The organism is Streptomyces sp. NPDC002386 (genome assembly GCF_053593175.1).
On the sequence record NZ_JBSFBX010000009.1, the window covers coordinates 230,374 to 251,469 of the forward strand.

The 21,096-nt window shown below is 67.4% G+C and carries 22 protein-coding genes; 7 read left to right on the top strand and 15 right to left on the bottom strand.

The genetic code is table 11. From position 1 onward, the window contains the following. From repSA to ACWCPN_RS20135, 9 genes are all read right to left on the bottom strand, one after another. The gene (gene repSA / locus ACWCPN_RS20095; RefSeq protein WP_451207816.1) at nt 1-1,419 is read right to left on the bottom strand and encodes a replication initiator protein RepSA; all 1,419 of its coding nucleotides are present in this window, start codon (nt 1,417-1,419) and stop codon (nt 1-3) included. A 4-nt stretch (nt 1,420-1,423) separates the two neighbouring features. Next, nucleotides 1,424-1,630: a hypothetical protein gene (locus ACWCPN_RS20100; RefSeq protein WP_390654004.1), complete on the bottom strand. Its 207-nt coding sequence runs from the start codon at nt 1,628-1,630 to the stop codon at nt 1,424-1,426. Beyond that, on the bottom strand, nt 1,630-1,809 hold the full coding sequence (locus ACWCPN_RS20105; protein WP_451208049.1) for a hypothetical protein: 180 nt from the start codon (nt 1,807-1,809) through the stop codon (nt 1,630-1,632). The genes ACWCPN_RS20100 and ACWCPN_RS20105 overlap by 1 nt, the downstream gene beginning before the upstream one ends. A gap of 93 nt (nt 1,810-1,902) precedes the next feature. Further along, nucleotides 1,903-2,448: a GGDEF domain-containing protein gene (locus tag ACWCPN_RS20110; RefSeq protein WP_451207819.1), complete on the bottom strand. Its 546-nt coding sequence runs from the start codon at nt 2,446-2,448 to the stop codon at nt 1,903-1,905. A 3-nt stretch (nt 2,449-2,451) separates the two neighbouring features. Beyond that, nucleotides 2,452-2,760, bottom strand: coding sequence for a SpdD protein (locus ACWCPN_RS20115; protein ID WP_451207821.1), 309 nt, complete (start codon nt 2,758-2,760; stop codon nt 2,452-2,454). A 15-nt stretch (nt 2,761-2,775) separates the two neighbouring features. Beyond that, a complete protein-coding gene (locus ACWCPN_RS20120) occupies nt 2,776-2,961 on the bottom strand; it encodes a mobile element transfer protein (RefSeq protein WP_451207824.1) in 186 nt (61 codons plus the stop codon). Nucleotides 2,962-2,981: 20 nt separating this feature from the next. Next, complete coding sequence (locus ACWCPN_RS20125) at nt 2,982-3,647, bottom strand: DUF2637 domain-containing protein (protein ID WP_451207826.1); 666 nt, start codon at nt 3,645-3,647, stop codon at nt 2,982-2,984. 12 nt (nt 3,648-3,659) lie between these two features. Continuing rightward, on the bottom strand, nt 3,660-5,000 hold the full coding sequence (locus tag ACWCPN_RS20130) for an FtsK/SpoIIIE domain-containing protein (protein WP_451207829.1): 1,341 nt from the start codon (nt 4,998-5,000) through the stop codon (nt 3,660-3,662). A 2-nt stretch (nt 5,001-5,002) separates the two neighbouring features. Next, nucleotides 5,003-5,332 carry an SCO3933 family regulatory protein gene (locus tag ACWCPN_RS20135; protein ID WP_451207832.1) on the bottom strand — a complete coding sequence of 110 codons (330 nt, stop codon included), beginning with the start codon at nt 5,330-5,332 and terminating at the stop codon, nt 5,003-5,005. 162 nt (nt 5,333-5,494) lie between these two features. Here ACWCPN_RS20135 and ACWCPN_RS20140 point away from each other — a divergent pair, with 162 nt between their 5' ends. Both ACWCPN_RS20140 and ACWCPN_RS20145 read left to right on the top strand, forming a co-directional pair. Continuing rightward, nucleotides 5,495-6,286, top strand: coding sequence for a GntR family transcriptional regulator (locus tag ACWCPN_RS20140; protein WP_451207834.1), 792 nt, complete (start codon nt 5,495-5,497; stop codon nt 6,284-6,286). Further along, complete coding sequence (locus ACWCPN_RS20145) at nt 6,286-6,951, top strand: YdcF family protein (RefSeq protein WP_451207837.1); 666 nt, start codon at nt 6,286-6,288, stop codon at nt 6,949-6,951. Before ACWCPN_RS20140 ends, ACWCPN_RS20145 begins: the two co-directional genes overlap by 1 nt. A 524-nt stretch (nt 6,952-7,475) precedes the next feature. Here the strand turns inward: ACWCPN_RS20145 and ACWCPN_RS20150 are convergent. Both ACWCPN_RS20150 and ACWCPN_RS20155 read right to left on the bottom strand, forming a co-directional pair. Next, nucleotides 7,476-9,056, bottom strand: coding sequence for a hypothetical protein (locus tag ACWCPN_RS20150; protein WP_451207839.1), 1,581 nt, complete (start codon nt 9,054-9,056; stop codon nt 7,476-7,478). A 324-nt stretch (nt 9,057-9,380) separates the two neighbouring features. Then, a complete protein-coding gene (locus ACWCPN_RS20155; RefSeq protein WP_451208052.1) occupies nt 9,381-9,737 on the bottom strand; it encodes a DUF6233 domain-containing protein in 357 nt (118 codons plus the stop codon). Nucleotides 9,738-9,906: 169 nt separating this feature from the next. Here ACWCPN_RS20155 and ACWCPN_RS20160 point away from each other — a divergent pair, with 169 nt between their 5' ends. Then, nucleotides 9,907-10,581 (top strand): HNH endonuclease family protein, encoded by a 675-nt coding sequence (locus ACWCPN_RS20160; RefSeq protein WP_451207842.1) that lies wholly within the window; start codon nt 9,907-9,909, stop codon nt 10,579-10,581. Nucleotides 10,582-11,220: 639 nt separating this feature from the next. Here the strand turns inward: ACWCPN_RS20160 and ACWCPN_RS20165 are convergent. Beyond that, nucleotides 11,221-12,564, bottom strand: a complete 1,344-nt coding sequence (locus tag ACWCPN_RS20165; protein ID WP_451207845.1) for an AAA family ATPase — start codon at nt 12,562-12,564, stop codon at nt 11,221-11,223. A gap of 808 nt (nt 12,565-13,372) precedes the next feature. Here ACWCPN_RS20165 and rlmN point away from each other — a divergent pair. The 4 genes from rlmN to ACWCPN_RS20185 all read left to right on the top strand — a co-directional run bounded on the left by rlmN (nt 13,373) and on the right by ACWCPN_RS20185 (nt 18,448). Next, nucleotides 13,373-14,479, top strand: a complete 1,107-nt coding sequence (gene rlmN / locus ACWCPN_RS20170) for a 23S rRNA (adenine(2503)-C(2))-methyltransferase RlmN (RefSeq protein ID WP_199212186.1) — start codon at nt 13,373-13,375, stop codon at nt 14,477-14,479. Nucleotides 14,480-14,691: 212 nt separating this feature from the next. Beyond that, the gene (locus ACWCPN_RS20175; RefSeq protein WP_451207849.1) at nt 14,692-15,777 is read left to right on the top strand and encodes a thiamine ABC transporter substrate-binding protein; all 1,086 of its coding nucleotides are present in this window, start codon (nt 14,692-14,694) and stop codon (nt 15,775-15,777) included. A 47-nt stretch (nt 15,778-15,824) separates the two neighbouring features. After that, nucleotides 15,825-17,426, top strand: a complete 1,602-nt coding sequence (locus ACWCPN_RS20180) for an ABC transporter permease (protein ID WP_451208055.1) — start codon at nt 15,825-15,827, stop codon at nt 17,424-17,426. Continuing rightward, nucleotides 17,426-18,448 (top strand): ABC transporter ATP-binding protein, encoded by a 1,023-nt coding sequence (locus ACWCPN_RS20185; protein ID WP_451207852.1) that lies wholly within the window; start codon nt 17,426-17,428, stop codon nt 18,446-18,448. Before ACWCPN_RS20180 ends, ACWCPN_RS20185 begins: the two co-directional genes overlap by 1 nt. Nucleotides 18,449-18,626: 178 nt before the next feature. Here ACWCPN_RS20185 and ACWCPN_RS20190 read toward each other — a convergent pair whose 3' ends face one another. From ACWCPN_RS20190 to ACWCPN_RS20200, 3 genes are all read right to left on the bottom strand, one after another. Then, a complete protein-coding gene (locus ACWCPN_RS20190; protein WP_451207855.1) occupies nt 18,627-19,319 on the bottom strand; it encodes an LAETG motif-containing sortase-dependent surface protein in 693 nt (230 codons plus the stop codon). A gap of 159 nt (nt 19,320-19,478) precedes the next feature. Further along, nucleotides 19,479-20,606 carry an LOG family protein gene (locus tag ACWCPN_RS20195; RefSeq protein ID WP_451207857.1) on the bottom strand — a complete coding sequence of 376 codons (1,128 nt, stop codon included), beginning with the start codon at nt 20,604-20,606 and terminating at the stop codon, nt 19,479-19,481. Nucleotides 20,607-20,650: 44 nt separating this feature from the next. Then, on the bottom strand, nt 20,651-21,058 hold the full coding sequence (locus tag ACWCPN_RS20200) for a VOC family protein (protein WP_199212191.1): 408 nt from the start codon (nt 21,056-21,058) through the stop codon (nt 20,651-20,653). Between the last annotated feature and the right edge of the window lie 38 nt (nt 21,059-21,096).

A 21,096-nucleotide genomic window follows, 5' to 3' on the forward strand; every position in this document is an offset into this window, starting at 1 on the left:
TCAGCAGTCCCTTTCGTCGGCGAGCAAGACGGGCAGTTCTTCGCGGGCGATCTCGCGGTTGTGCTGGATGTCGCGGCGAATGTTGGCGGCGAGCCAGGACTCACCCGGGGTGTGGCCGTGACCCGCGTAGGCCCAGTGGGCGAGGGTGAGGGTGGTGGCTTCCTCATCGTCGGGGTCGGGCAGGCCAAGGGCTTGGCGTTGCTGGGCTGCGCGGTAGTCGGCGCGGACTTGGCGGAGGGCGCCGAGGGTGGTGGAGTAGCGGCGGGACTTGGTGGAGAAGTGGCCGCGGAAGCCGAGCATGTGTGCCCAGTCTCGTAACTTCCGATCCGGGTAGAGCGGGTGCAGGTCGAGGCACGCGGAGATGAGCCGGGCCGGGTGCTCGGGGACGCCGAGGAGGGCCAGGGCCTCTTTGTTGCCGATGCGGCGGTCGACGGTGCCGGTGGTCTCGGCGGCTTTCGTGGCGTACTTGGCGACGTAGGAGGCGACGGCCTGCTCGGTGATCTCCTCGCCGTGGCCGAAGGCGCCGATGGGCTGGACGTCGAGCTGGGTGCCCCAGCGCAGCGTGCGCGCGGGCTCAGTTCGTGCCGGTTGATCGGGGTCCGGCTGATACCGGGCCGGAGGAACGTCGACCGCGACGCGGGCAGCGGCGGCGCGGATGGCGTCGGTGAGCAGGTCGAGGGTTGCCCAGGCCGGGGGCGGATCGTCTGGCCCGTCGGGGCCGTCAAAGCGGATCACGGCGTGGAAGTGGACGGCCCCGCGCTTCTGGTACTCGGCGACCTTCCCGAAGGAGACCCGGGACTGTTCGCGGGCGGCTTTCTGGGTGAGCCCAGCCCTTTTGGCGATCTCGCGGCGCAGGTAGATCGTGAAGTAGCGCCAGAGGTCGGAGGCGTGGTTGTTCCAGAGCACGGCGCCCGCGTAGTCGTACGACTCGGGGTCGAGCGGGGTGCCCAGCTCGAGTGCGTCCTCAGCGTGGTGAATGCCGCAACGGCACGGCCGGTTGCCGGGCTGGTTGTGGACCGCGCCGAACGAAGGCGCCGTGAGAGTGGCGAACACTCGCGGGTGATCGCGGATCGTTTCGGCGGTGCCTTTGTCAGGGTCGCCGACGAGGCCCGCGCGGATCAGGTGATAGGTGTCCCCGGCGTAGGTCCAGGCGCAGGCCGGGCAGCGGGAGGCCCGCCGATTGCCGCAAGCCACGCGGAGGACGCCGCCGGGTTCGGTGTCGGTCGAATAGGAGTGCAGGACGTGGCCGGTGGCTGCGTCGCGGGTGACGGTCGAGCCCATGAGGCGGATGGGGTCGGTGCAGCCGCCGGTGCGGCGGATCTGGTCTTGGATGCGGTCGAAGCCCGTGGACCCGGCCAGCCTCAGCACGTCGGCGAGGGTGGCCGGGTCCAGGCCCGCCATCGTGGCGGTGTCGGTCACGTGGTCACCGGCCCCAACGTCGCTTCTTCGGCGTGCTGGCGTCGCTGCTGGTCGGCCCGGACAGGTCCGTGCGGCCAGGCCGGGACGGTTTCGTGTCCCGCTGACCGTCGTGCAGCTCGTGCGCCTTGGCGGTCTTCTTCAAGCGGTCGTAGTCGCCGTCAATCCCCTCGTAGTGGATGCGGTCGACTCCACGGCTCCAGTTGCGAGGCATCAGGCAGTCACCTCCTGCGGGCGCCCGAGGCGAGCGGTGCCAATGCCCTTGCAGGCCGGGCAGGTCACGCGGAGGATGACGCGGGCGCCGTCGCGGTGCCGGGTACCGGTGGTGATGGCGACGGCGGCGAAGCCATCGCAGTCACGGCAGACACGCGTACTGCTGGTGTGCTGGGGCATCATGAGGTTTCCCTTTCGGGTCTGGTGGATCTGGAAGGGGGGAAGGCGCCCGGAGCGGCGGAAGTTTGGCGACCGAGGCCGCTCCGGGGGCCGTCATGGGCGGGTGTTGCGCCTGCCGTGCCCCTTGGCCGCATACATCGCCCAGTCGGCGGCGGAAAGAGCGTCAGTGAGAGTCGGCGCGGGCAGCTCCTCGCGGTGGCAGTGGCCGACCGAGGCCGAGACCGACAGGGTGCAGCCGTTGTGCTCCACGGGCAGGTTCAAGGCGCTCAGTAGGGCCTCGTGATTGGGAGCGCGGCGGGGGTGGGTGATGATCGCGGCGAACTCGTCTCCGCCGAGGCGGGCGGCGATGCCGTCGCGTCCGACCCAGGTGTTCAACCGGCGGGCAGTCGCGGTGAGGACGGAGTCTCCGGCGGCGTGGCCGTGGGTGTCGTTGGTGGTCTTGAAGTCGTCCAGGTCGATCAGGAGGACCACGGCGGCGGGGTGCTTGGCCAGCAGGTGTTCGGCGCGGGTGGTCCATCCGGCGCGGGTGTGCAGGCCGGTCAGCGGGTCACGGCGGGCGGTGGCCAGGCGCCGCACGAGCAGGCCACCGTGCACGGCCCAGCCGAGCGTGGGTAACGCGGCGGCGATCAGGGTTTCCATCGTTCAGTGCCCCTTTCGCAGGTCGGTGATGAGGAAGCGGAGCACGACGGCGGTCGCGGCGACCGATACGGCGGTGATGGCGACCGCGAGGAGCATCGAGACCAGGACCGCGCCGACGACCAGGACCATGGCCCCGCCACCGGCCGCGAGGGCGAGTGCGCTACCGGGGGTGAGCTGGACGGCCGGCCGCTGGGAGACCGGCGCCGCCGGGACGGCCGGGGTGTGAACCGCGGGGACCTCAGTGGCCGTCTGCCGCGGGGGGACGTTCGGCGTGGGGGCGGTGTCCTGGGGCGGGTACTTCGGTGTGAACACGGGATCTTCCTCCTGTCAGGCGTTGCAGCGGTGGGTGCGGGCGGCGAGTTCGGCGGCGGAGCGGTCGCGGTGGTCGATGGAGAAGCCGCAGCCAGGGGCCGTGCACGAGGCTGCGTGGCGGGTCTGGCCACGGCCGTTGTTGTAGGTGCCGACCTTGACCGGGCCGACGCGGATCACGTTGTAGAAGCGGTTCGGGCGCACGGGCAGATCCCCTCTTGGCGTCAGGTGAGCTGGAGTTGCGCGGCGATCTCTTGGCAGGTCGGGGCGGGCAGGCCGAGCCGGGCGGTGAGCGCATCGGCGGTGATCGGCTCACCCGTGCTGGACCGGTGGGCGTCCGCGATCGAGCGGGCGTGGTCGAGGAGTGCCGGCGGAACGGCCGAACCCGTGGCGAGCGGCTTGGGCGGCGCCGGGGCGATCTCCGGTGCGCGAACCGGGACAGGCACCGGGGCCGACTCCTCGGGTTGGTCGGTGCGGTCCATCTCGACTTCCACAGCCGGTCCCTCATCCGCCGTCGGGGCCGAGTCGTCCGGGGTGGGGGCATGGACGAGGAGGGTTCCGCCGAGGAAGGCCAGGGCAGGCCAACCGGCAACGAGGATGCGCAGCCATGCGGGCACCTGGTGCAGGTCGAGCATCCCGGCCGTGGCGACGTTGGCACCGAGCGAGGCCGCTAGGGCGATGGCGAACCAGGTCCAGGAGGAGCGGTCGCGGCCGGCGCGCAGCCGACGCCAGGCGGCGACCAGCAACAGGTCGACCGAGACCGGGTAGGCCCAAGCCTTCCATCCGGACTGCCCGGCCGCCGCCGCCAGGTCGTGCAGGTGCGCGAAGGACAGAGCACCGGCGATCACAGCTTGGATCAGCACGGCATCAGGGCGGATCGAGCGGTTCACGGCGACCACCCCCTAGTCCGTGACCGGCAGCGGCTTGACCAGCGACGGACCGGACGCCGGAACCTCGGCGCGCACGTGCGGGCGGTACGGGTCGAGGGCGGGCAGGTCCGGGACGAGGTGCGCGAACTCCCGGCACACCGCCTTCGCCTCATCACGGGAGGTGTGCGGGGTGCGGATCTTCGCCCAGCCACCAGATGAATCCGTGGCGACCGCCGTCCCAGGGCGTTCCGCCGGGATGAGGCTCGCGGTCATCACCGCATCCGGGGCGACGTCCGCTAGGCCCATCTCAGCGGTTTGCTTGTCGTTGACCCGGTGCACGACCCGGCCGGTGAGCTGGGCGCGGAGCATGGTCGCCCCACGGCCGAGTTCGGAGCCGAAGCGCTGCCCGCACACCTCCAGGTAGATCCCGACCGCACGGGCCATCTGCGCCAGCCGGATCAACGCGGTCACGATCCGCTCCCGCCGCTCCTCATCCTTCTTCGAGGAGATCAGGAACAGCTCGGCCACCTCGTCCACCAGGACGACGACCGGCACCGGCCGTAACCGCTCGGGCAGCTCCCACATGTCCGACACCCCGTGCAGACTCAGCACGTCGAACCGCGATTCCATCTCCGCCACCAGGACGTCCAGCAGGGAGGCGGAGTCGTCCGGGGTGGTGGCCAGGGCCGACAGCCGGGGCGCGAAGGCGGAGTGTTCTACCCCGCGCTTGCAGTCGATCCCGACCAACGCCACCGGCAGCCGCGCCAGCCCCTTGATCAGATTCCGCTGATACACGGACTTGCCTGAGTTGTTGGCGCCCAGCGTCAGCGCCATCGGCATCGCGCGGTAGTCACGGACGAACGCCGTCCCGTCCTCCCGCAGCGCCACCGGCACCACCAGACCATCGGGACGAGAACCACGCGGCATCCGCACCTGACGCAGCACGTCATAGCCCGTCATGCGCAGTTCGACATACCCCGGCTTGGTCTCGGCGACGGTCACCGAGTGCACGCCCCAGGCATGCCGCAGCCGTTCCGAGGCCGCCATCAGGTCCGCCGGTTCAAGGCCGGCGGGAAGCCGCAGCGTCACCCGCAGCCCCGTCGACGTCCCCCGGACCCGGCGCACCTTCGGCGGGACCGGAAGCACCTCGCGCCGGGCCACGTTCCGGGCGATGAAGGCCCGCATGCGCGACGGCTGCACCGTCAGGCCGCACACGTCCATCGTGGAGCGGTAGGTGAAGGTGAACCGACCCCAAGTGACCGGCAGTCCCACCAGCGACCAGTACACGCGCGGAGCGCGGACCTTCGCGTAGCCGAGACCGCCGACGCCCGCGAGGGCGCCCGTGGCCTCCAGCATCATGGACAGGTCCGTCATGGTCAGACCGCCGAGGTGATCGCGACGGCGCGAAACGAGATGCCGTGGCGCTTCTGGCCGTTGAACTCGTTCTCCCAGTCCCGCGCCTTCAGCCCGACGACCTTGACCGGAAGGCCCGGTGCCAGCCCCTCGGGGTAGCCCGTCTCCGGGATAGTGACCTGATAGAGGTTGCCCTCCCCCTCGTCCGAGACGAGCAGGCCTACCGTCGAGAGCGGCGCACCGGTCTCCCGGTCCATCGCGCGCTCGCCGGTCTTGGCGTTGGCCAGCTTCGGCGCGGGCGCGGTCGCCACGAACACCACAGCGGTTGAAAGGTCGATCTTGAACGACGGCATGAAGTTCTCCCTGTATCGAGACTTCGGAGCAGCCCAAAGAAGGCCCTCCCTGTCCGCTGTCCTAGGACTGCGAACGACTCGAGGAGACTGTGGCACGCAGTCCTAGGACTGTCAACAGTCCTGGGACTGTGCTTGACTTGTTGTGTCGAGAGGAGTCAGTCCATGACGCCGAAATGGCGGGAGCTGGCGGACAAGCTGGCTGAACAGATCAAGCGGGGCGAGTACGCGCCGGGCCAGCAGCTTCCGCAGATCAGGGAGCTAGTTGCTGAGGGCGAGGGCTCCAAGTCCACCGTCCACCAGGCCTACAAGGCTCTGGAGGCCGAGGGTCTGGTGACGTCGTCTCGCGGACACGGCACCGTCGTTCGGGAAAGGGTCCCGCTCAAGCGGCTCGGCATTGCCAGGTACGACAAGGCCAAGTGGCGCGACGGCGACGAGGTAGCTTTCATTGCGGACCGTGTGGCCTCTGGACGTAGCTACCGTAGGAATGAGCAGACCCAGACCGTCAGCCGGGTGGAGGCTCCGCCAGCCGTCGCCGCTGCGCACGGGCTCCCCGAGGGCGCCGATGTATACGCGAGAGCGCGGCTGGTGAAGGAAGGCGACCAGCCGACCCACACCCTGACCAGCTACTACCGGCCCGAGCATGTCGAAGGCACGCGGCTGGTGGACCCGACTCCGGGACCGGCCGGCCGCGGCGGTGGCTTCCGAGTGCTGTATGACGCGGGATACGAGATCGACCACATGAAGGAAGAGCTGTTCGCCAGAGCTCCCACCCCCGATGAAGCGAAGCTCCTGCAGCTCCCCCCGGGCGAACCCGTCGTCGAGTTGCACCGGACGACCTACACGGCCTCTGGCACAGTGGTCGAGTTCGCGATCGGTGTGCACGCGGCTTCGCGCTTCGCCTGGGAGTACGACTTCAAAGTCCCCGACTCGGCGAAGGAAAAGAAGGGGCAGTGATGATCTCTGCACAGGCATGGGCCGACACTCGACGCCTGTGGGACTACCACCAGATGGGCCACGCCCTGCGGCCGTGCTCAGTCGCCATCGGCCTGGGCAGTCACGACCTGGGTGTAGCCGAGACGGCGGTAGACCTCTACAAGCGCGGCATGGCTCCACTGCTTGTGTTCACGGGAGCCACCAGCCCCACGACGCGGGAGCGCATGCCCCGAGGCGAAGCTGTGCACTACCGAGAGCGCGCACTTGAGCTTGGTATCCCCGATTCAGCCGTCCTTGTCGAACCGCGCGCAAGGAATACGGGTGAGAACATCCGTTTCTCCCGAGAGTTGTTGGAAGAGGCCGGCGTCGACGTGTCCTCTGTACTGCTGATCAGCAAGCCGTATGAGGAGAGGCGGGCCTACGCCACCGCGCGCAAGCTGTGGCCCGCAGTCGAGATCCTCAGTGCGTCCAGTCCGATGACACTGGACGAGTACGTCGACTCCATCGGGGACGCCCGCTTGGTAATCGACATGCTTGTGGGAGCGCTACAGCGGCTGCTGATCTACCCGGCGCAGGGCTTCATGATCAGCCAGCCCGTGCCGGACGACGTACTCGAGGCCTACGACCGACTGTGTCGCGAGGGCTTCACCAGCCGACTCCTGGTTACCGACCAGCCCTCTGCCTAAGCAGCACTGCTTCCTGAGCCACCAGTCCGAGAGCTGTTACAGGTTTCTCTACCTCATCAAGCCCCGGCTGCGCTCCGCTCCGCCGGGCGCGCTTCCCGGCTCCGCTGCGGGCGACGCTCCTGCCTCCGGCCCGCTCCGCCCGCGCTGCGCCGACGCGCGCCCACACGTGGATAGGGCCGGAGGCCATGAGGCGAGCACGCACGGAGCGGCCTGCGGTCAAGACAGTGCCTCCGGCGGGGGATCGGCCGGCACCGGGATGGAGGGGGACCATTTCCGGCCGCGGGTCCGAAGTGGCGTGCGCGGGGTGCTCCCATCCCGCACACCATCGACCCAGGCGGAGCCGAGCAGACGCGGCCCATGGCGTCCAGGTCGTTCGTCCAGCGGGGCGCTCCACCTGGACGCCATGAACCACGCCCGCTCCACGGTGTGTGGGTCGACGGCGTACGGGATGGGAGCAGGGGGTGAGTGGTGGGTGCAGGCGAGGCGCGCGGGTGTTCGCTGGCGTGGCAGTGCGGAGATTGGCTCTACCCATGCAGCTGCCGCAGCCTTTCGTGCAGCAGAGGATAGTCAGATACCGGACGCACTGGCGCAGGCTCTGGCTCAGACAAGTCCACAGGAACAGGCTTCACAGCGGCCACCACGTCAGCAACCAGTCTCTTGAGGTCGTCGTCGTCGAGCGCCACAACATAACCACGTCCGTCGCTGGCTGTGTCACGGCAGCGGCGCAGGAAAAGATCCTTGTCTTGGAACGAGCGGCACGCAAGAATGCCGAATTCGCCGCGCAACGTCGAAAAGCGCGAGGATAGTTGATCGAGCTCCGGGTTCGTTACGTCGCTTCCGTAGTTTTTGCACTCTACGAAGACGTAACGGCTTTGGATGCGCTGCCTGACGAGGTATCTAAAGAATCCATCTCGCGCCGTATTGATGTACCCAATATCGATACGCTTACGGCCGTCATGGATCTCCAACTCTTTCTCCGACATCGAGAGAGAGGGGTAAAAAATCGCGCTTAGCAGGGACTCGACGGCATTGTGGTAGCGCGTCGCGTCAGCCTTCCCCGCTGGAACGTCAAGGACTGCCTGCAGCAGCCCCTCGTAGTCCGGCATCGGAGTGTCGCCAGTTTCCGAGAGCTCCTTGTGTGAGAGCGGCTGCGGGGGTACCTCCTTCTTGAGCTCCCGGTAATGCTCATAAACAGAAGGGCGCTTGAGCGTTTCGCGCGTAATGTCACGCTTCGTACTCCCGTACTTCTTCGCGATTTCCTTTTTAGTGACCAGTACCTTCCGGCTCGATCGAACGCTTTGGGCGAGCCCCCGACTGGCCGTCTTAGCCTCCTCCTCCTGGAGAACGGGAACCAGATGATGCCTGTAGTACTCGTTCCTGGACATGTGCATGGAGCGCCGCACGATCATTTTGGGCACCAGGAGCAGTTTGTTGCCGTCCGGAGTCGGAAGGTCCGTGAATCCGTTCTCCCATTCCAGAGAGTTCGGATTCCAAACTGGTCCACTAACAACACCTGGCGTAAGGTCGATATCGAAAAGTTCGGCCATCTGTTGCGTGTAAGAAATCAGCGGTCCACGAATGATGTTGGTGGTGACATCAGAGATGATGTCCATGTCGACACCACCAATAAAAAATGCCGTGTCTTCGAGATCCTGAATCAGGCCCGTCCGCGCCGCTTCGCTCTGAGCAAGCTTCTCCGCGAAATCAGCACCCATCTTACTTCCGAACCCTCGTCCGGCACTGGGGCCGCGCGAAATGCCTAGGTGCGTTTCATTAGGCTCACGCAACTGACTCAGCAAGGACACGGTTCGCCGCTTGTCATTGGAGCGGACTGAATCCAAGACACTGTCGAAGAACGTCTCGAGCATTCTCAGGCACTGCTTCCCCCAGTCGTCTTCAAGATAGCGGATCAATCCCGGGTCTACGTAGACCCGGATGTCGTTTACCGTGTCGACGTCAACGAAATCCAACGTGCCTTGGGTGCGGCCAAGGTTGTAGTACTCGGAAACGCGCGCCATGATCCCCCCTGGTTCATCGCCTCTGGCATATTTTCGCGCGCCGGCTCCCCGCTGTAAAGGACGCGTCCACGGGGCATCCGTGCTCATCGGTGCACTGTCGCACCAGGCTAGATGCCGACACTGACAACGGCGGCCAGGCGGAGATAGCACCCCACCCAAGCCTGGGCCCTACTGAGCGACAGTCGCAGGTCACCCAAGTGGATCGGCGGCGTACGCAGGGACGCCGCGACCGCGGTACAGGTTTCGACCTGCGGTCCGATCAGCCCGGCCCGGACGATGGGGCATCGAACGTGGCGCCGGGCCGCCTATGGGCACTCTGAGGGCGGCCAACGACGATGAATGATGACCTTCGATGATGGCTGCCCCCTCGGTCAGCGAGGGATTTACGGCAGTCGTGACCAGACCTAACGGTCAGTCCAAGAGGCCCAAGGCCGTGTCTGGCCGACAATGCGGGCACGCCGGTACCTGCTGCCGAAGTGCATCGATGGCCTGCTCCCGGGTGGCCGGTCTGCACCGCCCGCTCTTCCTCGCCGCCCAGCAGCCGCCCACGTGCACGGCGTCGAGGTTCCGCCGGTTGAGGCCGTATTGAATCAACCACTCCGGCTCCGGCGGACGCCGCTCCTCACCCTGCCGGCGCTCGGCCTCATGGCGCTCCTCATCAGCGATCCACCGATCGATCAGTGCGAGCTGGCGGGTGGCCTGCTGCTGCACCACTCGGCGAGCGAAACGCAGCATGTCGAGGCGCGTAAGCGGAGCTGAATCGTTCACATGTTCGATCGTAATGCCGAGTGAGGCATCACAGCCCGCCACCTCATCACGATCGTCGATCACACTTACCGACCGATCGGAGTACGGACTGCCTGAACGTCGGGCGCGTCGCCCTGTGGGCTCGATACGAAGATCACGCACCGCCTGTGACCTTCGAGAGGACCACCCAGTGCGCTTTGCACGCACCGCTGCCGTCGCTTCCGCCTTCGCCGCCCTGCTCGCTCCCACCACTGCTCACGCCGTCGACGCCGCCGAGCGCGCCCCCGGTCAGACGATCACCGCCCCGGTCCGCGACGCCCTTGCTCAACTCCCTATTCGCGACGAGGACCGCACCGGCTACGACCGCACCAAATTCCGGCACTGGACCGACGCCGACCGCGACGGCTGCAACACTCGGGCCGAGGTACTGAAGACGGAAGCCGTGGTCGCTCCAGAGCAGAGCGCTCGATGCCTGCTAACCGGAGGCGAGTGGTACTCGCCCTACGACGATCAGTACATTCAGGGGCCACGAGGGCTCGACATCGACCACCTCGTTCCGCTCGCCGAAGCATGGGACTCGGGCGCCTCAGCATGGACGGCGGCGGAGCGGGAGGCGTACGCCAACGACCTCGGCGACGACCGGGCCCTGATCGCCGTGTCCGCCGCCAGCAACCGCAGCAAGGCTGACCAGGACCCGAGCACCTGGCTGCCGCCGGCCAACGGCTATCGCTGCGAGTACGTCACGGACTGGATCGCAGACAAGATCCGCTGGGGGCTGGGCATCGACACCATCGAGCATGTAGCGCTCTCTGACGTACTCAGCCGCTGCCTGAACGTCCCGCTCACCGTCACAACGGCCCGTTAACCACAAGCCGAGAGGTGCAGCCGCCTCCCCAACAGCTCGTCGCTTTGCGGCTGCACCCCATCCCGAGCTCACAAAGGGGGCCGGCTTACACCCATCAATCCATACCCAGTGATCTATTCTTTAGCTTTCTATCCTCTTCGGTCCTGGCTCCTGCTTTAAGCCAATCGGTGGCACCCTCATCTCCCTTGGAAGGATTCACCCAAACAATCCCGCCCAGTCGTGAGCAGTTCTGTGAGATGCAGGTAAATATGTTCCGGACGGTGTCATCGAGGGAACCCACCAAGCCGTCCGCTGTCCATGCACAGTGCACTAGATGAGCATCTTTAAGCGCCGCTTGCTGCTCCGTGACACTTAGGGCACTTGCCTTAGCTATTAGCTTTGCAAGATATCGCTTATCTGTGTTTGGGCATTGGAGAGAAACTACCCTCCTTCTACTTTGCATCAGCCCAAACCATCTGAGTGCAAATCCCGATTGATGCTTCCGCCACTCTGCCAACAGCGCAGCGTCAAATGCAACCCTATGACCCACCGAATACATCTCTTGTAAAAACTCTCGGCACGCCTTGGACACCGGGTGCTCAGTCGTCCCAGACGATCGCGCGATGGATGCGTCGACAACGATGGTCCGCTCCATCCGGCTCACAGCTTAGCCGCCTTCTCCATTGCAGCATTAAGATAATCGGCCTCAGATCCAAGATACACATCGTCGAAGTCCTCTGGCCAATCACCAAAAGCACCATCAGGTGAAAGTTCGGCGGTGGCGATTTCGGTTTCTCCCGTGACTAGGCTTCTGGTGAACCAATGCAGCGCAACATCACTGGCGCTCATCTCATCCCGCGCGATCATGGTTTGGACAGCCCTGATCAAGAGCGAGCTGTGAGTTTCTATAATCACGCGCACTCGCCTCTTTAGGGCGCGATTAACCAGTCTCGCAAAGTGGAGTTGAGCGCGTGGGTGCAAGTGAATTTCGGGCTGTTCAAGATAGACCGTTTGGCCTGGATCGGCAGCCAGTAGCGCTACCACGACGGGCAACGTTTGCGAAACACCGAAGCCTACATCGGCAATGTTTACGAGGTCTCTGGCGCCACCCTGTCGTGCGTGCGGCAACCTCCCAACCAGAAGCTCAACCTGCGTATCATCCAACTGTCGTGCTTCGACTTTCCAGGTAAGCCCGAGCTCCTCAAGGTCCCTTTTTAGCTGGTTTAGCTTTTCTGTGCGTCCATTGTTCTGCCAGTAGGAGATAATGCCAGCTGTGTATGTATCGAAAGTTCCAGGATAGCGACCTTCAATCGCGGCCGTGCGGTAGGTGCGCTTGGGGTTCCCTCGCAGTGCAGGCAGGTGGATGATTCTGGATACCTCAGAGGAAAGTTCCGTTCCTCCGAAAGTCAGAGGAATGGAAACACTGGAATCGCCAGCATGAAGCGTAACTCCCACCTGCAGGACGAACCTGTCCCGCACAACAGAAAGCTTGGTCTCTTTCCTCTTTAGGAGAGAAGCGGGGAAATCACTTCCCTTCAGTTCTGAAGCGAGGAGCTTTCGAAGAGCGGTGTCCGTCATCCCCTCCCTCAAGGTGACTGGTTTGCTTTGCCCGGCCACAAAGAGGGCCGTGTACTCGGCGACGCGCAGGTTACCGTTGGCGTCACGACTAAACTTTGCCTTCGTGCGCTGGCCGTCAGCACACAACTCCACAGAAAAGCTTGTCACTCTGCTGGCGGCTGAAGCGCCACGGGACAAGATCTGATCTACAGATGTGATGCTAACGTTAGGGCCGTCTAGCTGCAGTGGTCCCGGGTCATAGGCGGCGTCAACTGTTTGCTTCAGGAGAAGCAAGGGTTGCATAATACTGGATTTCCCAGAGCTGTTGATGCCTGCGATTACAGTAAGCGGTGGGGTGGCAATCTCTTTGCGAGTTCGAAGAGACTTGTACCCCTCAATCGCAATACTTTGAATGCCGGGGTGACTGTTGCGCTTACGGGTAGCCACTGCCTCACTTCTCCCTGTGAGTAGGTTAGATCACAGTCTGCTCGAAGAAGAGGCAGGTTGGTAGAGCTGAACTCAATAGATGCCCATCAAACATCTGTCCTCTGTGAGAGACACCGTCGGCAAGGCGACAAGTCGACGTGGCCGGCATGGGTCTCGTGGTCGTGGCCGTGGGAGCTGGGGTCATCACTGCTGAGCAGGTACAGCAGATCAAGGTTGCATGAGTCAGCCACTTGCAGAACGACGAATGCAGCTAGACCGCACCAAGTCGTGGCCAGGGTGCGGGTCGGTTGCGTGACAACGCCAACGGACAACGGCGGACGCGTACGGACCGCCGACGCAGGTGAAGGTACAACGAACCCACGCACTGCCCGCACCCAAGTTGCTTCGTGAGACATGGTGGGGCGAAGCTGAGCGGCGACCGTCGAGGCTACGCCCGTGGGGACCCGGATCACCCGAGAGGTCGTGGGCCGTCAGCCGTTCGGGACCTTTTCTTCGTGCGCAGGGTGTGCCCGATGCCGTGGGGCTGGCAGAGATCACGGCCAGGCCACTCGAGATTGAGCTGCCTTCGCCCGGGACCTCCGCTCAGAGACGTCATCTCCTAGCGCGAAGCACACACTCACTGCTGCCATGACCCATAGGGTGATCACCCCAACCTCCACAGCCAGGTCAACGAGTTATACGCACTGTCCCTGGGCCGTCTCTGGGCCGTCCGAGGCTGCCCAACAGCGACCAGCCACGACCACTACCAACAGTCGTAGCAACCGGCAGCCCCAGGTCACCCAAGTGGATCTGCGACACTGGTACCACCATGCCCAAGCCCGGAGAACTCACTTTCGTCGCCCCCCGCGGAGCCAAGAAGCCGCCGCGGCATCTCGCCGATCTCACGCCCGCCGAGCGCAAGGACGCCGTGGCCGAGATCGGTGAGAAGCCGTTCCGTGCCAAGCAGCTGTCGCAGCACTACTTCGCGCGGTACGCGCACGACCCGGCGGAGTGGACCGACATCCCCGCCGCGGCGCGCGGCAGGCTGCGCGAGGCGCTTCTGCCCGAGCTGATGACCGTCGTACGGCATCTGTCGACCGACCAGGGGACCACCCGCAAGACGCTGTGGCGGCTGTTCGACGGCACGCTCGTGGAGTCCGTGCTGATGCGGTACCCGGACCGGGTCACCATGTGCATCAGCTCGCAGGCCGGGTGCGGGATGAACTGCCCGTTCTGCGCGACTGGGCAGGCCGGTCTGGACCGGAACCTGTCCACCGCGGAGATCGTGCACCAGATCGTGGACGGGATGCGGGCGCTGCGCGACGGAGAGGTGCCGGGCGGGCCCGCGCGGCTGTCCAACATCGTCTTCATGGGCATGGGCGAGCCGCTCGCCAACTACAAGCGCGTCGTGGGCGCCGTCCGGGCGCTGACCGACCCCGCTCCCGACGGGCTCGGCCTGTCGCAGCGCGGCATCACCGTGTCGACGGTCGGGCTGGTCCCGGCCATCCACCGGTTCTCCGACGAGGGCTTCAAGTGCCGGCTCGCGATCTCCCTGCACGCCCCCGACGACGAACTGCGCGACACCCTCGTCCCCGTGAACACGCGGTGGAAGGTGCGCGAGGTGCTGGACGCCGGGTTCGAGTACGCGGCGAAGTCCGGGCGCCGGCTGTCCATCGAGTACGCGCTGATCCGGGACATCAACGACCAGGCCTGGCGCGGTGACCGGCTCGGCCGGCTGCTCCGGGGCAAGCCCGTGCACGTCAACCTCATCCCGCTGAACCCGACGCCGGGCTCGAAGTGGACCGCCTCGCGGCCCGAGGACGAGAAGGCGTTCGTGGAGGCCATCGCGTCCCATGGTGTACCGGTCACGATCCGGGACACCCGGGGGCAGGAGATCGACGGGGCCTGTGGTCAGCTCGCGGCGACCGAGCGATAATCTGGCCACGCCAACACATCTGCATATTCCGACAGGGGAGCGCCACAGCGCTGAGAGTGCGGCGATCGGGCCGCAGACCCTCTGAACCTCGCCCAGGTCATTCTGGGTAGGAAGTTCGGTCATCACTCAAGCTGTTGCGCCCTGCCCGGGACTCCCTCGCGGAGCCCGGGCGGGGCCGCGTCTCTTCCTGGCCAACCCCAGGAGGACATCCAGTGCACAACAAGACCCTCGTGGCCGTGGCCGCCGGGCTCGGTCTCGTCGCCCTGCCCGCGCTGACCGGGTGCGGGTCGGGCGACGCCAAGGGCTCCGCCGCGGACTCCAGGACCGTGACCCTCGTCAGCCACGACTCGTGGCTGGTCTCGAAGAGCGTCATGAAGGACTTCGAGAAGAAGTCCGGGTACAAGGTCAAGGTCCTCAAGAGCGGCGACGCCGGGCAGGCCGTCAACAAGGCGCTGCTGACCAAGGACAACCCGCAGGGCGACGTCTTCTTCGGTGTCGACAACACCCTGCTCTCCCGCGCCCTCGACAACGGGCTGTTCCAGTCCTACGAGCCGAAGGGCTCCGGTCAGGTGCTGCCCCAGTACCGCGTCGACCAGGGCAAGCACCGCGTCACGCCCGTCGACACCGGCGACATCTGCGTCAACTACGACAAGGCCTGGTTCAGCGAGCACAAGCTGACCCCGCCGCAGTCCTTCGCCGACCTGGCCGAGCCCGCGTACCGGAACCTCCTCGTCACCGAGAACGCCGCCACCTCCTCGCCGGGGCTCGGCTTCCTGCTGGGCAGCGCCGCGAAGTTCGGCGACGACCGCTGGCAGGACTACTGGAGGAAGCTGAAGGCCAACGGCGTCAAGGTCGTCGACGGCTGGGAGCAGGCCTACTACCAGGAGTTCTCCGGGTCGTCGGAGGGCAGGAAGGCCGGCGGCGACCGGCCGCTGGTGGTGTCGTACGCCTCCTCGCCACCCGCCGAGGTCATCTACGCCAAGAAGCGGCCGAGCACCGCCCCCACCGGGGTGTCCCAGGGCACCTGCTTCCGGCAGACCGAGTACGCGGGCCTGCTGAGCAACGCCAAGAACACCAAGGGCGGCAAGGCGTTCCTGGACTTCCTGCTCACCAGGGAGTTCCAGGAGGACATGCCGCTCAACATGTTCGTCTACCCGGTCCGCGAGGGCGCGGCGGTCCCGCCGGACTTCGCGAAGTACGGGCCGCAGGCCAAGGACCCCGAGACCATGGCCCCCGGCACCATCGCCGCCAACCGTGACAGCTGGGTCAAGTCGTGGACGTCGCTCGTACTGAGGTAGCGGCCCGCGAGGGCACCGCGCGCGGGAGCGCGGCGCGGCTGGGGCTGCTGGCCCTGCCCGTCGCGTTCTTCGCCGTGTTCTTCGCCTGGCCCGTCGCCGCGATCGTGGCGCGCGGGCTGAAGGCGGACGGCGCCTGGCGACTCGGGCGGATCGCGGACGTCGTCACCCAGCCGGACATCCGGCACGTGCTGTGGTTCACCACCTGGCAGGCGCTCGCCTCCACCGCGCTCACCCTGCTGCTCGCACTGCCCGCCGCCCATGTCTTCGCCCGCCTCGACTTCCCCGGCAAACAGCTGCTGCGGGCGGTCGTCACGGTCCCGTTCGTCCTGCCGACCGTCGTCGTGGGCACGGCGTTCCTCGCGCTGGTGGGACGCGGCGGGCTCCTCGACGACTTGTGGGGCGTCCGGCTGGACACCACCGTGTGGGCCATCCTGCTGGCGCACGTCTTCTTCAACTACGCGGTCGTCGTACGGACCGTGGGCGGGCTGTGGGCCCAGCTCGATCCGCGGCAGGAGCAGGCCGCGCGGATGCTGGGCGCCTCACCGCTGACGGCGTGGCGGAAGGTGACCCTGCCCGCCCTGGCGCCCGCCGTGGCCGCCGCCGCGCTGATGGTCTTCCTGTTCACCTTCACCTCCTTCGGCGTGGTGCAGATCCTCGGCGGCCCCACGTTCTCGACCCTGGAAGTGGAGATCTACCGGCAGACCTCCGAGGTCTTCGACCTCTCCACGGCGGCCGTCCTGACCCTCGTCCAGTTCGTCGCGGTGGGCGCGATCCTCGCCGTGCACGCCTGGACGGTGCGGCGGCGCGAGAGCGCCCTGCGCCTGGTGGACCCCAAGGTGACCGCCCGCCGGCCGCGCGGCGCCGGGCAGTGGGCGCTGCTCGCCGGTGTCCTGCTCACCGTCGTGCTGCTGCTCGTGGCCCCGCTCGCCGTTCTCGTGCAGCGCTCCCTGGACGCGCCCGGCCTCGGCTACTACCGGGCCCTCACCGACGCCGACGGCGGGACCTTCCTGGTGGCGCCGCTGCACGCCGTGTGGACCTCCCTGGAGTACGCCGTCGCCGCCACCGTGATCGCCCTGGCCGTCGGGGGACTCGCCGCCGCCGCGCTGGCCCGCCGGGACGCGGGACGGCTGGTGCGCGGATTCGACGCTCTGCTGATGCTGCCGCTCGGCGTCTCCGCCGTCACCGTGGGCTTCGGCTTCCTGATCGCCCTGGACCGGCCGCCGCTGGACCTCAGGCAGTCCTGGATCCTCGTCCCGCTCGCCCAGGCGCTCGTCGGCGCGCCCTTCGTGGTGCGGACCATGCTGCCCGTGCTGCGGGCGGTGGACGGCCGGCTGAGGGAGGCGGCGGCCGTGCTCGGCGCATCGCCCTGGCGGGTGTGGCGCGAGGTCGACCTGCCGCTGGTGCGGCGGGCGCTGCTGATCGCGGCCGGGTTCGCCTTCGCGGTCTCCCTGGGGGAGTTCGGGGCGACCGTGTTCATCGCCCGGCCCGACAACCCGACGCTTCCGGTCGCCGTGGCCCGGCTGCTGAGCCGGCCCGGGGAGCTCAACTACGGTCAGGCGATGGCCCTGTCCACGATTCTGATGGTGGTGTGCGCGGCGGCGCTGCTCGTCCTGGAGCGGCTGCGCACGGACCGGACGGGGGAGTTCTGATGCTGCTGAGCCTCGAGGCCGCGACCGTGCGCCTGGGCGGACGGCCCGTGCTCGACGCGGTGGGGCTCGACGTCGCCGAGCACGAGGTGGTGTGTGTGCTCGGGCCCAGCGGCAGCGGAAAGTCGACGCTGCTCAGGGCGGTGGCCGGGCTGCAGCCGCTGGATTCGGGGCGGGTGCTGCTCGGTGGCCGGGACCAGGCGGGCGTACCGGCGCACCGGCGCGGTGTGGGCCTGATGTTCCAGGACCACCAGCTCTTCCCGCAGCGGGACGTCGGCGGCAACGTGGCCTTCGGGCTGCGGATGCACGGGGTCGGCAAGGGACAACGGGACACCGCGGTGGGGGAGTTGCTGGAGATGGTCGGTCTGCCCGGGGCGGCCCGGCGGGCCGTGGCGGGGCTGTCCGGTGGCGAGCAGCAGCGGGTGGCGCTGGCCCGGGCGCTCGCGCCCCGGCCCCGGCTGCTGATGCTGGACGAGCCGCTGGGTCAGCTCGACCGCTCGCTCCGGGACCGGCTCGTGGTGGAACTCCGCGAACTGTTCGGCCGGTTGGGCACCACCGTGCTCGCCGTGACGCACGATCAGGGCGAGGCGTTCGCGCTGGCCGACCGGGTGGTGGTGATGCGGGACGGGCGGATCGCCCAGTCCGGGACCCCGCTGGAGGTCTGGCAGCGGCCCGCGGACGAGTTCGTGGCCCGGTTCCTCGGCTTCGAGAACGTGGCTCCCGCGACCGTCTCCGACGGCGCCGCGGACACCCCCTGGGGCAAGCTGCCCGTCCCCGACGGCTCACCCCAGGGCGACCACCCGCTGCTGGTGCGGCCCGCCGGCGTGCGGCTCGTGGCGGCGGACGAGGGCCTGCCCTGCGCGGTGACCGCCCGCACCTTCAGGGGCACCCATGTGGCCGTCCGGCTGCTGCCCCGGGACGGCGGCCCGCCCCTGGAGGCGGCCTGCGCGCTGCGGGCCGCGCCGGAGCCGGGGGCCGAGGTGGGGCTCACGTTCGACGCGGACGAGATCGTGGTGCTCGGCTGACCGCCGCGTGCCCGTGGTGCGGGCACGCCCTGGCCCGCCCGTCCCGAAGTTCCGCTTGGGCGGGCGCTGTTGACGCTCCGTTGCGAGCGCACGGTAGTGGCCGGACATGACCGCGGCCCGCCCCCCGGGGATACGGGGACGGGCCGCGGTGCTGCACCAGGGGGTGCGAAGTCGGGCGTCAGCCGCCGTTCTTCGCCCCACGGCGGCGCATGCCGAAGAAGACGGCGCCACCGCCGACGACGACCAGCGCGCCGGCGACACCGGCGATCATGCCGGTGTTGGAGTTGGCACCGGTCTCGGCGAGGTTGGAGTCACCGGCCGCCGGGGACGGCGCGTTGTCCGAGGTGCCCGCCGGGGCGGTGCTGCTCTCCGACGCCGACGGAGCCGGCGTGGTGGACTCCTCCGGGGCGGACGGGGACGGCTTCGACGACGGGCTGGCCGGCGCGCTCGGGGAGGAGGGCTCCTCCTTCTTGCAGGCCGTGGCCGGGGTCGTCAGCCCGTCCTTGATGTCCTCGTCGACGTTGAACCGGTCCGTCTTGACGTGGATGCGGTACGTCGCGTTCGGCTTCCAGTCCTCCTGGAAGGTCACCGTGGCGCCTTCGCGGGAGCCCTTGACCACCTGCGGCTGGCCGACCGGGGTCTCACCGGCGTCGGTCTTCCGGAACACCGTGATGGTGGCCGGGGTGCCGGAGGAGTCGACGTCGGTGACGACGATGACGCCCTTGTCGCCGTCGCACTTGGCTTCGGCGGAGAACTCACTGATGTTGCATGCGAGCGCCTGGCCGGCGACACCGAGCGCCAGCGCGGCGGAGGCGGAGGCGACACCCAGGATGCGCACGGAACGACGTGCGTTACGGCGAGTTATGGACACGTTTGTCCTTTACAGAGTGCATAACTGCGGGGGGTAACGGGGGAGTTGAGGCACATGGATGAGACGTGGTCCCAGCACCCCCAAGAGACACACAGGTCTATAAGCGTTCCATAAGAAGTGTCAATGCATATGCCCGTGAAGCCCGTTGACTTTACCTGCTTATTGCCCGCGGAGACGTTTCAGCGCCTCGGGAGCCTGCTCGATCCGGTCAACCAGGCTGATTCGGGACTCCATTGCCCGGCCTTCGGCCAGCGACCGCAGCAGCGGCCACGCGGGCAGCCGCCGCGTCCAGTGCTCCTCGTCCACCAGCACCATGGGCGTGGGCTCGCCGCGGGACTCGTAGTAGTTCGGCGTCGCGTTGTCGAAGACCTCCTGCACGGTCCCCGCCGCGCCCGGCAGGAACACCACGCCGGCGGTGGAGCGGGCCAGCAGGCCGTCCTCGCGGATGGCGTTGGTGAAGTACTTGGCGATGTGCGCGGCGAAGACGTTCGGCGGCTCGTGGCCGTAGAACCAGGTCGGGATGCCCACCGACTCCCCGCCACCGGGCCAGCGTTCGCGCACCTCGAAGGCGGCCCGCGCCCACTCGGTGACCGACGGCCGGAAGGACGGCGCCTTGGCGAGGAGCAGGAGCGCCTCCTCGAGCATGCCGTCCGCGAAGGGCGCGGCGTACGCGCCGAGGTTCGCCGCCTCCATCGCGCCCGGTCCGCCGCCCGTGGCGACCGTGAACCCGGCGCGCGTCAGCTCGCGGCCCAGCCGCGCCGCGCCCGCGTACTCCGTCGTGCCGCGGGCCATCGCGTGCCCGCCCATGACCCCCACCACCTGCGCGCCGGTGAGGAGTTCGTCCAGGGAGTCGGAGACCGAGTCGTCGTGGATGGCGCGCAGCATCGAGGCGAAGACGTCGCCGTCCGCCTTGGTGCGCTGGAACCAGGCGTAGGCCCGTGCGTCGGGAGTCGCCTCGTAGCCGTCGTCGAGCGAGTCGAACAACTCGTCAGGCGTGTAGGCGAAACCGCGGTACGGATCGAAGGGGAGCCCCGGTATGGGCGGGAAGACCAGGGCGCCGGCCGAGCGGATGTGCGCGGCGGCCTCGGGGTCCATCGGGCAGCCGAGGAAGACGGCGTCCGTGGTGTCGACGGTGAGCAGTTCTTCCGTACGTGCCGTCAGATCGACGGCCTGCACGCGGAATCGGGTCAGTGAGCCGTGCGCGGTGACCACCTCGTCGAACTCGGCGAGGGACTCGATCTCACGGTCGTGGGCGGCTCGGTGCGGCTGGGCGGGTGTCTGATCCACCCGCCCATGCTAGGCGTGCGTGTGTGCGAGCCCGGCCGGAAGGGTCAGCTCTGGACCGCTGCCGGGTCCATCCACACGACCTCCCAGGAGTGGCCGTCCAGGTCGTCGAAGGACCGGCCGTACATGAAGCCGTGGTCCTGGGTGTCACCGCTCGCCGAGCCGCCGGCCGCGATCGCCTTGTCGACCAGCTCGTCCACCTTCTCGCGGCTCTCCGCGCTCAGGCAGATCAGCACCTCGCTGGTCCTGGTGGAGTCCGCGATCTCCTTCTTGGTGAAGTCGGCGTAGCGCTGCTTGCTCAGCAGCATCGCGACGATCGTGTCGCTGATCACCACGCAGGCGCAGTCCTCGGTGCTGAACTGCGGGTTGATCGAGTAGCCGAGCTCGGTGAAGAACTTCTTCGAGGCCTCGACGTCGTCGGTGGCCAGGTTCACGAAGATCATCTGCTGGTACACGGGGTGCCTCCCTGGGCTGCGGTCGCCGCTGTCGGGGG

Bases quoted from the DNA above. Each gene is read 5' to 3' on its own strand.
- ACWCPN_RS20140 (WP_451207834.1), top strand. From the start codon at position 5,495: ATGACGCCGAAATGGCGGGAGCTGGCGGACAAGCTGGCTGAACAGATC.
- ACWCPN_RS20150 (WP_451207839.1), bottom strand. From the start codon at position 9,056: ATGAGCACGGATGCCCCGTGGACGCGTCCTTTACAGCGGGGAGCCGGC.
- rlmN (WP_199212186.1), top strand. From the start codon at position 13,373: ATGCCCAAGCCCGGAGAACTCACTTTCGTCGCCCCCCGCGGAGCCAAG.
- ACWCPN_RS20130 (WP_451207829.1), bottom strand. From the start codon at position 5,000: ATGACGGACCTGTCCATGATGCTGGAGGCCACGGGCGCCCTCGCGGGC.
- ACWCPN_RS20110 (WP_451207819.1), bottom strand. From the start codon at position 2,448: ATGGAAACCCTGATCGCCGCCGCGTTACCCACGCTCGGCTGGGCCGTG.
- ACWCPN_RS20145 (WP_451207837.1), top strand. From the start codon at position 6,286: ATGATCTCTGCACAGGCATGGGCCGACACTCGACGCCTGTGGGACTAC.
- ACWCPN_RS20100 (WP_390654004.1), bottom strand. From the start codon at position 1,630: ATGCCTCGCAACTGGAGCCGTGGAGTCGACCGCATCCACTACGAGGGG.
- ACWCPN_RS20105 (WP_451208049.1), bottom strand. From the start codon at position 1,809: ATGCCCCAGCACACCAGCAGTACGCGTGTCTGCCGTGACTGCGATGGC.
- ACWCPN_RS20185 (WP_451207852.1), top strand. From the start codon at position 17,426: ATGCTGCTGAGCCTCGAGGCCGCGACCGTGCGCCTGGGCGGACGGCCC.
- ACWCPN_RS20135 (WP_451207832.1), bottom strand. From the start codon at position 5,332: ATGCCGTCGTTCAAGATCGACCTTTCAACCGCTGTGGTGTTCGTGGCG.